The following is a 14606-nucleotide window of genomic DNA, read 5'->3' as shown; positions in this document are numbered from 1 at the left end:
AATCTAGGCTAAATAAGCCGCTTCTATGTGTGCTAATGTCCCTGGAACCCCAAAACAGATTTTGTGCATTAGGTGTTCGCGGGACAATGCTGCTTGGAGAGCTTGACGCCGGGGTAATGACAAGGTGTCTTTTACCATCTCCAAAACATGTCTGGGTTTTTCAGCGATTCTTCTTGCCATATCCAAGGCTAAAGTCATAACTTCCTCAGCTGGAACTATGTAGTTAAATAAACCTCGTCCCTTGAGTTCTTTGCCTTTGTAGAGCTTGGCGGTGAGGAGCATCTCGCTAGCAAAGTGATGTCCAACCATTGCTGGTAAGACAGATAAGATACCCATTCCCGGAGTAAATCCCAAATCTGTAAAATTAAGTCCGTACCGACTGTTTTCGGATGCGATCAGAATATCGCAGTAGAGCGCTAACGCTATGCCACCTCCCACAGCATGACCCTGCAAAGCTGCAATAATTGGTACGGGAAAGCTAAGTAGTTGGTTGGGCAGTGATAAATCTTTGACATCTGCATTGCCACTCACAACTTGTTTGATGGTGTCCAAGCTTGCTCCGGCACAGAAGACATCCGCTCGCCCACTTAAAATTAAGACTTTCAGGCTCGGTTCTGTTGCTAGATGAGTCAGGGCTGTCATTAATTCATCACACAGTTCTTCGCTCAAACGATTTTCGTTTTCAGGGTCATCGATTTGCAGTTGGAAGATGCCGTCTTCTAGGTTGGCGAGCAAAATTTTAGACATGGGTTTTTCCCCTGTACTTTTGAAACCAAGGTGGCGAGAATCCCTCGGTGAAACTTTGAATTCCTTCTAAGACCTCCGGTTGGGCTAACCATGAAACAAGTTGATTAAGGGCAATATTGGTTTGTCGCTGTAAATCTGACCCATAGAGTTGTTCAAAATATTGTTTACTGGCAGCGATCGCTTCTGGAGAAGAGCGAAACAGCCGTTGTAATTGTCGGTTCAAGGTGGTAGCCATACCCTCAGTTGCAACTTCATCCACTAACCCAAAGGTCTTGGCTTCTAGGCTGTCAATTCCCCGACTGCTGAGGGTTAAATACTTGAGTTGTGCTATGGTCAAACGACGCAGTAAGAAGGGTGCAATCAGAGCCGGAATCATGCCAATGATGACTTCTGGCAACATAAATTTTGTGTTCTCGTTGGCAATGACGAGATCGCAAGCCGCAACTAAACCTAGTCCTCCACCTGTAACATTACCTTCAACGCAGACGATTACAGGCAAGTGGGAATGACAAATTAATTGCAGACAATTTATAAAGGCTTGAAACAGTTCTATTTGAGGTTTTCCTCCCTGCTGTAATATCCATTCCAAGTCAAGTCCTTTGCAGAAGTCAGTTCCCTCAGCCCGAAGCACGATCGCCCGACAAGATGAATTGGCGATCGCAGCTTGTAACGCTTGACTAAGTTGATTAATTAAAGATGGATTGAGCGCATTACCTGTTTGGGGCTGCACCAAGGCAATCTGGGCAACTCCTGAATCGATTTTATAGCGGACGGCCTCTACTATTAACTCCATTTATATTGCCTATAGTAATTTTCAACATTACTTAATACAAGTAAACCTCGGTCTCGATAGCGTTTTTCATAGCGTTCATCTAAATAGTTTTCTAAGTTAAAGTCTCGGCGATCGCTATATTTTTCACGCGTCAATTCACTAGCTTCATAATCTGCAACAGACAAACGAAGTCGCTGATTGAGGTGTTCGTCAATGTTGAGCGATCGGACAATTTCAGTTGCAGCCTTTCCAATGGTGGCGCTGTAGAATTCTGCTTGGCAGCCACCACCATAAGCAAACAGGGAAATGCGATCGCCTGGACTCAGATCCTTGGCATAATTCAAAAGACTTAACAAACAAATAAAATTGGAACCTCCATACGAACTACCAATTTGTTGAGCAAAATGTATACTCTCTGCAACTTTTGATTGAAAACTTAACTTAGCAGCCGCTTTCCCTACCGCCTCAAATCGGTTGAGTATGGTGCGATGTGCCTGAAACGTCATTGCTGGAAAGGGCGCATGATAAATGTGTTTTTTGAAATCAGCATCATAGTCTACAGAACCCACGATTTGCTCGTAGTGACTGAATGCTCCCTCCAAAGCATCTAAATAAGAGTAAAGACTCGTTTCACTTTTGATCACTTCGGTGTTGAAAGTGGGGCGCAGGTAGTCAGAAATCTCCTTTGTCCAGTAACCCGCCTTATCCAGTTCAATTTCGAGAATTTGTGGATTAGTGCTAACGAGCATCGCCACTGCACCACCTCCGCAGATAAACTCCTGGTCGGTATTGAGCGTGACGCTGCTGAAGTCCGTGTTAATTACCAATGCTTTTTTCCCAGGTCTCGCCCCTGAAGCTACCCAGGAAGCGGCCATTTTGAATGCCGCAGTGCCACCGTAACAAGCATGTTTCACCTCGAAATTACGGCAATTAGGAGACAAATTACAAAACCGATGTACCCAGGTGGACAGGGATTTGCCACAATCAACCGCAGATTCTGTACCAACAATTAGTAGTTCAATGTCTTCCAGGTCTTGAGGTGATAAGAGTTGTTTGGCTGCATTCACCGCCAGAGTAATAGCATCTTCATAGACCGGATAAACCGATCGCGTTTTGCACATTAAACTATCGGCAATCTGCTGGAAGTTTTTACCACGCGCTGCGGCAAGATCGGCAATATCTAGATAGAACTGCCCTGAGTACAGATTGAGTTTCTCGATTCCTATAGGCATAAAGTGTTGGCTAATTGCTGACAGGGAACAGTGGAATATTTTTTATTTGGGATTCCCTCAAAGGGAGTCAATCCAACAGCGTTGGCGCTGGAAAGGATAAGTGGGCAGAGCAACTCGTTGTCTGGGAGAATCTCTATGAAATTCTGACCAATCAATGTTTATACCCTTCATGTATAAGGTAGCTAGGCTGTCTAGGAGCGATCGCCAGTCATCGTGCCCTTGTCTTAAAGAAGACAACCAAGTAGCAGTGTTTTTAGGTAGGCAGCGCTTACCCATACTTGCCAGAGTATCTGTTGGCCCAATTTCCAGGAAAATCTCATACCCTGCCTCTGCTAAGGTCTGGATACCTCCATCGAAACGCACAGGCGATCGCAGTTGAGAGCGCCAGTAGTTAGCATCTAATATCCCTGCCTCGAATTCTCCCGAAAGATGAGAGATAAACGGTAGACAAGGGCGATGAAACTGCATTTTCCTCAAAGTCTGTTCAAAGGCATTTTGGATGGGGTCTACTAAGGGTGAGTGAAACGCGTGGGCAACATTCAACTCGCGAGTCATAATGAAATCCGATTCCAGACGGGCGATCGCTGCTGCAACCGCTTGTCTATCGCCCGCAATCACAGTTTGGGTAGGGCCGTTAAAGGCAGCAATAGCAACAGCATCCTGGTAAGATGCGATCGCCTCTTCTACAATCTCCTTAGCTGCAAACACCGCCACCATTTGCCCTTCTCTGTGCTGCGTTGCCATCAGTCGTCCCGGTTCGGCGCTCAAGTACAGTCCTTCCTCCAAGCTGAATACACCTGTCACGCAAGCAGCTACATACTCTCCGACGCTATGACCCATCACCGCATCAGGTTCAATGCCCCATGACTGCCACAATTTCACTAAGGCATACTCTACGGCAAATAGAGCAGGTTGGGCGTAGGCAGTTTCATCTAGAAGATAAGGCGCTGAGTTTCTTTCCCTTTCCCCTTTCCCCTTTTCCCTTTCCCCTTTTCCCTTTCCCCTAATGGATACAGTACTTCCAGCAGTGGCCGATCCAAATAAGAGCGTAAGATGCGATCGCAATCGTCTAAGGCGGCACGGAAAATAGGTTGGCTGTTGTAAAGTTCCCATCCCATACCAACGTATTGCGAACCCTGTCCAGCAAACAAAAATGCAATCTTCGGGCGATTATCCGGCTGTAGTCGTCCTGTTGTCTGTTTGCTAGTGGCGAATGTCCTCAGTTGGTCGATTAAATCAGGTAAATCGCCTGATGAAATGATGGCATGACGATGGTTAAAATGTGACCGACCGATATTAGTTGTGAAACAGATATCGGGAATGGATGGAGCTGCATGGTTTTCTAAACTATCTGCATAGCAACTTGCTAGTTCCCGTAACGCTGTCTCAGTTTTTGCCGAAAGCGTCAACAGCGATTTGATATGTGAAGCTACTCCCTGCCCCCCTGCCCCTCCGCTCTCCTCTGCTGCTTCCAGTACTACATGAGCATTGGTGCCGCCAAAGCCAAAGGAATTAACGCCAGCAAACCGAGGCTTGATATTTATCGGACGATCTATTGTAGGAATCAAGAATGGTGTTGACTTGATGTCAATATGGGGATTGATGGTTTTGAAATGGGGATGCGGGGGAATTTCTCCGTGTTGCAAACACAGGACAGTTTTGATGAATGCGGCAATTCCCCCAGCTGCTTCTAGATTGCCAATATTAGTTTTCACAGAACCGAGTCCGCAGGACCGGTCGAGCATTCGCCCCTGCCCTAGTACTCCCAATATTGCTTGTAGCTCGATGGCATCCCCCATTGGAGTACCCGTACCATGTGCCTCAACATAGTCAATTTCATGGGGTGCTACCCTGGCATTTGTCAGTGCTTGCCGAATCACTGCTTGTTGAGCCAATCCATTTGGTGCAGTTAGTCCAACACTGCGGCCGTTATGATTTACGGCGGTTCCCCGCAGTAACGCTAAAATGCGATCGCCATCTTTGACTGCATCTGAAAGACGCTTCAGGATAACTATCCCACATCCTTCTCCTCGGACGTAGCCATCGGCTGTAGCATCAAAGCTTTTGCAACGTCCATCAGATGACATCATGCCAGCCTGGGAAAAGGTAATATTCACCTCCGGTAACAACATAATATTCACGCCGCCTACCAATGCGAGATTTGACTCTCGATGCCGCAGACTTTGGCAAGCGGTATGAATGGCAACCAGGGACGACGAACAAGCAGTATCGATTGTGACGCTAGGTCCTCGCACATCTAAGAAGTAGGACAGGCGATTTGCCGCCATACTATTGGCAATACCGGTGCCGGCTCTCGTGGGAATTGCGGTCATGGCTTTGTAATAATCACAAGTGGCAATTCCCACAAACACGCCAGTCTGAGAACCAGCCAATTGTAAGGGGTCGTATCCAGCGTTTTCTAATGCCTCCCAACTTACTTCCAATAGCAGCCGTTGCTGGGGGTCAATAGTAGCTGCTTCGCTCGTGGAAATTCCGAAAAAGCCGGGATCGAATTGATTGATATTTGCTAAAAAGCCACCCCAACGGGTGTTAGTTTTGTCATAACTACTTAAATCAGGATCGTAGTAAGCATCTACATCCCAGCGATCGCTAGGGACTTCTGCGATCGCATCACCACCATTTTTGCATAACAGCCATAACTCCTCTGGAGAGTTAACTCCTCCAGGAAAGCGGCAACCAATACCGATGACTGCAATGGGTTCAGTTGCAGCATGTTCGAGGGTATTGAGCTTTGCTTGTAGGGCTGATAGCTCCAGCAATGCGTTCTGCATCAATTGTCCATAATCTCTGGTTTCTGAAGGACGACTCATAGCAGTTTTCCCTCTCTGATTGATGCTAGTTTTGCAGCCAGCAAATCTGCAATTTCGTCAAGCGATTGGTCGGGTGATGACAATTTCACTCTCTTTTCTAATGATGATTCTTCCAGTAAGGCTTGTTGCTGGAAAGTCTCAGAATTAGAGTTAGCCTCCTGGGCTGATTCTTGTGGATCTAAGAGCGACAACACTTGCGTTTCCAGATAATTCGCCAACGCTGCTACCGTCGGATAATCAAATAGTGTGGTTGGGGAAAGGGAACAGCCTAAACTATTTTGCAATTGCTCTTTCAACTCCGTAGCAGTTAATGAATCCATCCCTAATTCAAAGAAACCTTGCTGCAAACCGATGGACTGTGGTTGCTTTAAGCCTAAAACTTTGGCTACTAATGAGCGGACATAAGCGACTAATTCCTCCTGTCGCACTCGTACAGGCTTGGTTACTAGCGATTGGAGAAATGTTGATTGTGCCGTGTTGATGGTGGCAGCAATGGGTGATGGAAGATGATTGTGGTTAACTGGGTTATTGGTACTGATGCTCTGAGCTAGGATGACAACCTGTTGGAATGAATCGCTGATCGCTTGGGAATCAGGCGCAAGATGCACAGCCTCTTGAAACCCACAATCAGACAACAATTCCAGCCAGTCAGTCACTGCTAACAAAGGGTAGAATGGTCGCAGCTCGTAGTCTGAGAATTTCCACCACCCTGGCGTTAATCCAAAGACCAAATCTAACCAACGTCGGGGACTTGTTCCCTCTAGCAACACTAATAATCCTCCTGGTGCTAATAGGCTGCGAACGTGACGTAAGGTTTGCTGTAAATCCTCGGTTGCGTGCAGGACATTTGCTGCCACAATGATGTCGTATTGATGGTTAGTAAATCCCTGAGATTGGGGGTCTTGTTCAATGTCTAAAGACTGATAGCGGATAAATGGGTAATCCCGAAATTTCTCTTGAGCCTTGGAAGTAAACCACGTTCCTAAATCTGTGAACACATATTCAGTTCGATCTGCTGGGAGATGAGGTAGGAGGTAAGCAGTTGTGCCGCCAGTTCCGGCTCCAATTTCCAAAATGCTGACTGTAGCGGTGGAAATCGCGGTTGAGATTGCCTTTTGGACTAGCGCGTTCATCACCTTTGCGCCAGGAGAATCCTGATAAAGCTGGGTTAATGCTGTCAAATCGCCTTGGGGAAATAGCAACTCCAGTGGGCGAGTTTCACCTTGGAGTACTTGAGCCAGGTGCGAACCGCAACGCTCTAGCAGTGTCAGTTCTGCATTTGCTTGAGGATATTGTGATCGCAGTTTATGCAGTTGCGTTTCTGGTGTGGGTAACTCTAATATTCGAGTTACTTCCCACTGATTACCAATTCGCTGAAGAATCCCTTCTTCAACCAGCATTTCCAACAGGCGCAAAGCGAGTTTATGATGTTGCTCGATGACTCCTAGTTTGGTGAGTTGGGGGATGGAATAGCGATCGCCTAGCTGCAAATTCCACCCCATCTGCCGGAATGCCGCCACCACATAAAGGATACTTAGGGATTCCAAAGTACTTAGGGCTTCCCCATAATGTTTGAGACTGAGTTGGGCTGTCAATTCAGCCAACTGTGGTACGAGCAAACGCTTGATTTCTGCTGGCGAGCAGAGCGATTCTCTAGCAGTCATGTCACTAGATGTAGTTTCCATCCAGAAGCGCGATCGCTCAAAGGGATAATTGGGCAATATGACCCGACGATGTTGAGAGCCATGATGAAAGCCTACCCAATCGATGGATATTCCAGACTCGTACAAAGTTGCCAAACTGGACAACATCTGCTGTGAATTTGATTCCTTTTTGAGGCTGAGAAGCCACACATACTCGTTACCCGATAAGCACTGGCGACCCATTCCCAATAAAATCGGTTGCGGCCCTACTTCCAAATACGCTAAGGCTCCTAGTTTTGCTAGAGTTGCCATTCCATCAGCAAACCGGACTGGCTGCGTCACATGTTGCACCCAATATTCAGGCGTGGCAATCTCTGCTTTTGCCAGTTGACCTGTGAGATTAGAAATAAAGCGAATATCGGGGTTTGGCGGACAGTAGTTTACTTGCTGGACAATTTGCTCAAACTCCGCCAGCATGGGTTGCATCAATGGCGAATGAAAAGCATGGGAAACCTCAAGTGCTTTTATCTTCACTCCCTTTGCTTCTAACCTAGCCACAGCCGATGTAATAGATTGAGATCCACCTGAGATGATCAGATGTGCGCCGTTCATTGCTGCGATCGCCACATCTGAATATTCATCAATGATGGTCGATACTTCTTGCGACTGGGCAAATACCGCTACCATTGCTCCCACAGACGGTAACGCTTGCATCAGTTTCCCCCGTGCAGCAATCAACTTCAGTCCATCTTCCAGACTGAACACTCCTGCTACACAGGCGGCAACATACTCGCCGATACTGTGTCCCATCACCACACTCGGTTTGATTCCCCAGGACTGCCATAGCTCAGACAATGCATATTCCAATGCAAATAAAGCAGGTTGGGTATAAGCAGTTTCATTAATAGAGGCTTGAGTTGGGTTGTCTAACTCAATACTTGGATATAGAACCTCTAACAGAGGTTGATTTAAGTATTGCTGTAAGATTTCAGCGCAGCGTTCTATGGCTTGCCGGAAAACGGGTTGCGTGTTGTAAAGTTCCCGCCCCATACCAATATATTGCGAACCTTGACCGGTGAACAGGAAAGCAACCCCCTGACAACGATCGCCTATTCTAGAAGGTGAGTTATAAATGAACGCTGCTAGTTGTTCGCAAAATTCCTCAGAGGATTCTGCAACCAGAGCTAGTCGATGGTCAAAATGCGATCGCCCCACATTGCTTGTATAACAAATATCCCCTAGAGATACTTCTGAATGAAACTCCAAAAATGCCACATACCGCCGAGCTAATTCCCGTAACGCTATTTCACTTTTTGCCGAAAGCGTCAGCACAGATTTGAGGTGGAAACTTACCCCCTGCTTCCCTGCCCCCCTGCTCCCCTGCTCCTCTGCCCCCCTACTCTCTTCTGGTGCTTCCTCCAGAACAACATGGGCATTCGTACCGCCGAAGCCAAAGGAACTTACTCCTGCAAAACGTTGCTTGCCAACAGCAGACCACTTTTGAGTTTCGCTGGGAATTGAAAAAGGCGTGTCTTGGATGGTAATCTTCGGATTTAGCTCCTTGAGATGAAGCGTACCGGGAATCTCTTGATGTTGCAAAGCCAGTACAACTTTAATTAACCCTGCAATTCCGGCTGCTGATTCTAAATGACCCATATTAGTCTTTACTGAACCGATCGCACAAGGTTGGTTTGGGGAACGACCTGACATCAGCACTGATTGCAAGGAATTAACTTCAATCGGGTCGCCCAAGGCTGTACCTGTACCATGAGCCTCAACATAGCTAATGGCTGCGGGTGCGACTCCAGCATTCACAAGCGCCTGATTGATAACGGCTTGTTGAGCAATTCCTCTAGGAGCAGTCAACCCATTGCTGTGACCATCCTGATTGACTGCCGAGCCGCGAATCAGCGCCAGGATGTTATCTCCATCTTTGATAGCATCAGTAAAACGCTTCAGCACTACGATTCCACAACCTTCTCCCCGGACATAACCATCTGCATCCGCATCAAAGGTTTTGCAGCGACCATCCCCTGACATGAATCTTGCTTGGGAGAGGGCAATTGTCATTTGGGGGGTGATAATTAAATTAACACCACCTGCCAAAGCCAAGTCACATTCACCTAACCGTAAACTCTGACAAGCCTGGTGAACTGCAACCAGAGATGAAGAACAGGCAGTATCGACTGCCCAACTGGGTCCGTGCCAATCGAACTGATAGGATAGGCGGTTAGCAGCAATGCTCAGAGCGTTGCCTGTGCTGGCATAGACATCAATATCAGATAAGCGATCAAACTGGAAGCGAGCATAGTCATTGGTACTGATGCCGATAAATACACCACTGTTGCTTCCTGTCAAGCGATCGCTTGCTAATCCAGCATTTTCTAACGCCTGCCAACTCACTTCTAGTAACAGCCTTTGCTGCGGGTCCATCCGCTCGGCTTCACGAGGAGAAATGCGGAAAAATTGGGGGTCGAATTGGTCAACTTGCTCAATAAATCCACCCCAACGAGTACTCATTTTCCCTGGTTGGGCGGGGATGGGGTTATAGAAAAGATGAGAATCCCAACGATTGCCTGGAATTTGGTCTATGGCACTTTTACCATTTCGTAGTAATTGCCAAAAGGCTTCTGGGTTATTAGCTCCGGGAAAGCGGCAGTCAAGACCAATAATTGCGATCGCCTCGACAGATTTGAGGTTTTGTCTGGGTTCTGGAGATTCTCGCCGTTGGGATAATGTTTCTGTGAGATAGGCTGATAGAGTTGCGATCGTCGGGTAATCGTAAGCCAAAGTAGGCAGCAACTGACAACCTAACCAATCCTCTAAATCTGCCGACAGGCTGACTGTGGCAATGGAATCTAACCCGTAGTAGGCAAATGATTCACGCGGATCTATCGAATGCGGTGCAATGTTTTGTCGTTGAGCAATCTTATGTATCAACCAAGCTTGAATTTCCGCCCGTCCCTTTTCTCCAGACTTGCGACTTCTCAATTCTCCCTGCTCCCCTCCTCCCCTCCTCCCCTGCTCCTCTGCTCCCCTGCTCCTCTGCTCCTCTGCCTTCCTCCACTGTCCCACCACCTCCAAAGTCCCCGCCAAAAATCCTGCGCGGGTGGCATAACGCTGAATCTTCCCACTGGAAGTCTTGGGGATACTGGCTGGCTTCAACAGCAAGATGGCATACAGTTCTAATTCGTGCTGTGTTGTGACTGCTTGTCGGATGGAGCCAATTACCTCACTTGCATCAAGCTTCCGCACAGCAGTTCGCTCGACTTCACACGCCACAACGAGTTGTTCTTCACCGTCTACTTCAATAGTAAATGCGGCTACTCCCTGCGTTCCCAAAGCCGAATGACTATTTGTAACTGTGAGTTCAATGTCTTGAGGATAATGATTGTGTCCTCGAATAATAATTAAATCCTTAAGTCGTCCGGTGATAAATAGCTCGTCATTTTGCAAAAAGCCTAAGTCTCCCGTGCGGAGAAACGGCCCTTCCCCAGTGTCAGCTAAATAAGCTGCAAATGTATGTTTTGTTTCCTCTGGTCGCTGCCAATAGCCTTGGGTGATACTTGCTCCTGCGACCCAAATTTCGCCGACTTCATCCGGTAAACATCGCGTCAACAATTCAGGATGAACGATCGCTATTTGTGTATCGCCTTGCCTGTGATTGCCACATCCAACCAAAAGCCGCACATTGGGATGGTCTGCTGTTGCTGGCACTACTCGATTTTGTGCCAGCGCGGTTGCCTCAACCTTGCTAATAATTGGCTCGGCTTGTGTTTGCACGGCAGTTACTTTCAGTGTTGCCTCAGCTAGTCCGTAACCCGGACAGAAAGCAGTTGCTTGAAACCCACAACAAGCAAATGCTTTGGCAAACCGTTCCAACGTTTCTGCTTTGACTGGTTCAGCAGCATTTAAAGCCATCTGCCAACGACTGAGATTCAAGCTGGCACGTTGTTCTGGGGTAATTTTACGGATGCACAGATCGTAGGCGAAGTTTGGCGCACTAGTATGTGTTGCTTGATAGTGAGAAATAGCTTGGAGCCAGCGAATTGGACGCCCAATAAAGGCTACAGGTGGCATGATGTAACAAGGGAATCCCTTGTACAAGGGTTGGAGTACTCCATAAATCAGCCCCATATCGTGAAAGAATGGAATCCACGTCACCATCACGCTATCAGATGTGTGTTCCCAGCCGCGATCCAGATAGGCTAAATTGTGCAACAGATTACTGTGACTTACCATCACCCCTTTGGGCGTTCCCGTGGAACCGGAGGTATATTGCAGAAAGGCTAAAGTCTTTGCATTGATATTAGGTGTTTTCCATTCCTGTGCTGCATCAACGCCCGTCGTAGACATCGCATCAGAAATCACATCGCTGGCTAAGACTTTTAGAGATGCTAGTTCTGGATTGTCTGCAAAGTAGTTCTTAACGATTGGCAATAGTGCTGTTGTTGTCAGGATGGCAGTTGCTTGGGCGTCGGAAACGATCGCACCCAACCTAGCAATCGACTGATTTTGCCGAGGCGGATAAACAGGAATCGCGATCAAACCAGCATATAAGCAGCCGAAAAAGGCAGTAATAAATTCTAAACCAGGTGGGTAGAGCAGGAGTACGCGATCGCCTGGCTTTGCAAATGTTTGCAAGTAGGTAGCGATCGCTCTTGCCAGTTTGTCCAATGCTCCATACGTGAGTTTACTTCCCTCAGATTCACCATCCACCAAAAAGGTATAGCCTAGCGTCTGAGGTTGCTGAATAGCTCTGTAGCGCAATACGTCTACTAGCGTCTCACTAGTATGTTGTTTTTCCATGCATGGCTACTCCTAAAACCTGGAAATTGTTCAGACCGCTAATCTCTAGCACATTGACAAGCAAAGCCAACATCTGCGAGTAAATGAAGGTATTAAAGATTTATCAGACTGATGAAGCCATCAGTTTAATAAATTTTGGTGTTCTCCGAGAAAATCTTGGTATTGTTTAGAATACCAAGATTTCACTCTTCACGCACAAATTTTATAAATTCTCAACTGTTTAAGGGATGACTTTTATATCAAAATAACTTAATAGTTATCGCGGGAGACTTGTGGAATTTCTATCTAATTAGCAGATGCATTCAATCAGTTAAGGATTGCCATGCTGAATCTTACCCCTATAATAAAGCGACAGGTCTATTTATGATCCAAAAATCTTATGAAGAGAATGGCATAGCAGAGAATCAACAGCTAATTGAGGAACTGAAGTCCCTGCGGCGAGAGGTAGCTGAATTAAAAACAGAAAAAGCTGCTTTCCAAGCTCAAAAAAAGCTGCTGGAGCATTCAGTAGCGACAATCATCCGCGCTTCACCCGAAGAAGAGATGTTGAAAGCTACTTTACAAGACACGTTAGATGTTTGTAGTCAGCTTACTGGTGCCCAGAAAGGCAGTCTGTTTTTACTCGATCGCCAGGGTGCTGTCACCGATAGTATTCTCACGCAAAGGGAGACAGCACTCAAGGAGCGCGATCGCCTGATTGGTTGTGTTTTAGCACAGGGGCTTGCTGGTTGGGTATACAGACAGCGCCAGATCGGATTAATCGTAGACACTGAGACCGACGATCGTTGGTTGCAATTGCCCAATCAGCCTTACACTGTACGTTCAGCATTAGCTGTTCCCATTCTCAGGAATGAAGAGGTGTTAGGCATTCTTACCTTGCTACACCAAGAACCGGGGCACTTTAGCCCAGAAATTGCCCATCTGATGCAGCTCACTGCTGACCAAATCGCTATAGTTTTAGAAAATGCCCAGCTCTATGGGAAAATTGAAACCTATTCCAAAGCGCTCAACTACGAATTAGAAAAAGGGCGGCAAATCCAGAGAGATTTTCTACCCAACGAAATCCCACAGTTACCTAATTTAGAGATTGCCACGTTTTTCTCTCCTGCCCGTCAAGTAGCTGGCGACTTCTACGACGTTTTCCTCCTACCTGGCGACTACTTGGGGCTAGTTATTGCTGATGTCGCCGACAAAGGTGTTGGCGCTGCGTTATTTATGGCTTTGTTTCGGAGCTTAATCCGTATTTTTTCGGGACAAATTAGTTTGGGCGGACTCTCTATTATTGCCAATGAGGCGGAATTATCGATTTTGCTTGAGTCAGAGATGGCAACTAATTTATACCAAATTAACCCCCTGAAAGCGGTAGCGCTCACGAATAACTATATCGCCCAGCAGCACGCCCAGATGAGTATGTTTGCCACGCTGTTTTTTGGCGTGCTAGATCCGGCAACTGGCATTCTCACCTACATCAATGGTGGACACGAAACTCTGTTTGTTGTCGGCGACACTGGTATCAAAGCCAGTCTCAACTCAACCGGGCCAGCAGTAGGGATGATGCCTAATATGAAATTTAAAATTCAACAAGTACAGTTGGAACCAGGCGATATCTTAATTGGCTATACCGATGGGGTAACTGAGGCACGCAGCCCCAACGGTAAGTTTTTTACTGAAAAGCGACTGCGATCGCTCCTAGATCAATCTGCACTTTTGCCATCTCCCCTGCTAGAGCGCATTACAACTGATTTGTTTGCTCACATCAGCAACGCACCTCAGTATGATGACATCACAATGCTGATTGTGCAGAGAAAGGCATCAGACTAAAATTTCATCCTTTCACTCACCCCAATCCGTAAAATATGGAACCTTTAACTGTGCCTGGAACACTGGACTCTTTAAAGGCGATCGCAGAATATGTGATGGCAGCAGCAATGGTAGCAGGTTTGAATAAAAAAACCTCCTACAGACTGCGTTTGGCGGTCGATGAAATTGCTACAAACATCATTAATTACGGTTATAAGGCAGCAAATCGCGAAGGCATATTGATTTTAAAAGCCGATCTTGACGATCACTCCTTGACTATTGCGATTAAAGATACTGGTGTTCCCTTCAATCCTACCCAGAAGTTAACTCCAGATGATTTGAACAAGTCGCTACAGCAACGACAGATTGGCGGTTTGGGAGTTTATTTAGCTCTTAACAGCGTAGATCGGTTTATTTACAAACAAGACGGAAACCAAAATTGTAATATTTTAATTGTAAATCGTGACGACGGATTGGGAACCAGTTAAGTAAATTCGCAGGAATATTAATTATTAAAAACAAAGAATAATGAATTTAACAGGATACAACAACAAGAGTTACAAGTTAATTTATTTTTATTTACATAGTTTTGTTTTTCGACACCGTTGCACTTAAAACCGAGTGAATTTTGTCCAAAAATCTTCCTAAAACTTGCTAGCAAATATTTACAAAGCTTTCAGTTCAATCCTTCCAGATTCTCTTTTTACGTCACTTGTTACAAATGGTCACGAAGTTAGTAACTACGAAAAAATTTCATGTATTCTCAATATTC

8 protein-coding genes are annotated in these 14606 nt (G+C 46.3%); 2 read left to right on the top strand and 6 right to left on the bottom strand.

The genetic code is table 11. From position 1 onward, the window contains the following. Positions 1–3: 3 nt before the first annotated feature. From HWQ43_RS05370 to HWQ43_RS05345, 6 genes are read right to left on the bottom strand one after another with little or no spacing between them, the layout of a single operon-like run. Positions 4–747 (bottom strand): polyketide synthase, encoded by a 744-nt coding sequence (locus HWQ43_RS05370; protein ID WP_292731002.1) that lies wholly within the window; start codon positions 745–747, stop codon positions 4–6. Beyond that, positions 740–1540: an enoyl-CoA hydratase/isomerase family protein gene (locus tag HWQ43_RS05365; RefSeq protein ID WP_292731000.1), complete on the bottom strand. Its 801-nt coding sequence runs from the start codon at positions 1538–1540 to the stop codon at positions 740–742. Before HWQ43_RS05365 ends, HWQ43_RS05370 begins: the two co-directional genes overlap by 8 nt. Then, positions 1531–2751, bottom strand: a complete 1221-nt coding sequence (locus HWQ43_RS05360; protein ID WP_292730998.1) for a hydroxymethylglutaryl-CoA synthase — start codon at positions 2749–2751, stop codon at positions 1531–1533. Before HWQ43_RS05360 ends, HWQ43_RS05365 begins: the two co-directional genes overlap by 10 nt. A gap of 57 nt (positions 2752–2808) precedes the next feature. Further along, positions 2809–3633, bottom strand: coding sequence for an acyltransferase domain-containing protein (locus HWQ43_RS05355; RefSeq protein WP_292730996.1), 825 nt, complete (start codon positions 3631–3633; stop codon positions 2809–2811). 50 nt (positions 3634–3683) lie between these two features. Further along, positions 3684–5582: a type I polyketide synthase gene (locus HWQ43_RS05350; RefSeq protein ID WP_292730994.1), complete on the bottom strand. Its 1899-nt coding sequence runs from the start codon at positions 5580–5582 to the stop codon at positions 3684–3686. Beyond that, a complete protein-coding gene (locus HWQ43_RS05345) occupies positions 5579–12034 on the bottom strand; it encodes a type I polyketide synthase (RefSeq protein ID WP_292730992.1) in 6456 nt (2151 codons plus the stop codon). The genes HWQ43_RS05350 and HWQ43_RS05345 overlap by 4 nt, the downstream gene beginning before the upstream one ends. 363 nt (positions 12035–12397) lie before the next feature. Here HWQ43_RS05345 and HWQ43_RS05340 point away from each other — a divergent pair, with 363 nt between their 5' ends. Continuing rightward, positions 12398–13855 carry a PP2C family protein-serine/threonine phosphatase gene (locus tag HWQ43_RS05340; protein ID WP_292730990.1) on the top strand — a complete coding sequence of 486 codons (1458 nt, stop codon included), beginning with the start codon at positions 12398–12400 and terminating at the stop codon, positions 13853–13855. Positions 13856–13890: 35 nt separating this feature from the next. Continuing rightward, a complete protein-coding gene (locus HWQ43_RS05335; RefSeq protein ID WP_292730988.1) occupies positions 13891–14322 on the top strand; it encodes an ATP-binding protein in 432 nt (143 codons plus the stop codon). Positions 14323–14606: the final 284 nt, after the last annotated feature.

This window comes from Nostoc sp. JL31 (assembly GCF_017114965.1).
Classification (GTDB): domain Bacteria; phylum Cyanobacteriota; class Cyanobacteriia; order Cyanobacteriales; family Nostocaceae; genus Nostoc; species Nostoc punctiforme_A.
Note: the sequence above shows the minus strand (reverse complement) of the source record. Positions and strands in the feature narration are given on the sequence as shown.

What these genes read in the sequence shown, in the direction of transcription:
- HWQ43_RS05350 (WP_292730994.1), bottom strand. Translation starts at nt 5,582, where the DNA reads ATGAGTCGTCCTTCAGAAACCAGAGATTATGGACAATTGATGCAGAAC.
- HWQ43_RS05345 (WP_292730992.1), bottom strand. Translation starts at nt 12,034, where the DNA reads ATGGAAAAACAACATACTAGTGAGACGCTAGTAGACGTATTGCGCTAC.
- HWQ43_RS05370 (WP_292731002.1), bottom strand. Translation starts at nt 747, where the DNA reads ATGTCTAAAATTTTGCTCGCCAACCTAGAAGACGGCATCTTCCAACTG.
- HWQ43_RS05360 (WP_292730998.1), bottom strand. Translation starts at nt 2,751, where the DNA reads ATGCCTATAGGAATCGAGAAACTCAATCTGTACTCAGGGCAGTTCTAT.
- HWQ43_RS05365 (WP_292731000.1), bottom strand. Translation starts at nt 1,540, where the DNA reads ATGGAGTTAATAGTAGAGGCCGTCCGCTATAAAATCGATTCAGGAGTT.
- HWQ43_RS05335 (WP_292730988.1), top strand. Translation starts at nt 13,891, where the DNA reads ATGGAACCTTTAACTGTGCCTGGAACACTGGACTCTTTAAAGGCGATC.
- HWQ43_RS05340 (WP_292730990.1), top strand. Translation starts at nt 12,398, where the DNA reads ATGATCCAAAAATCTTATGAAGAGAATGGCATAGCAGAGAATCAACAG.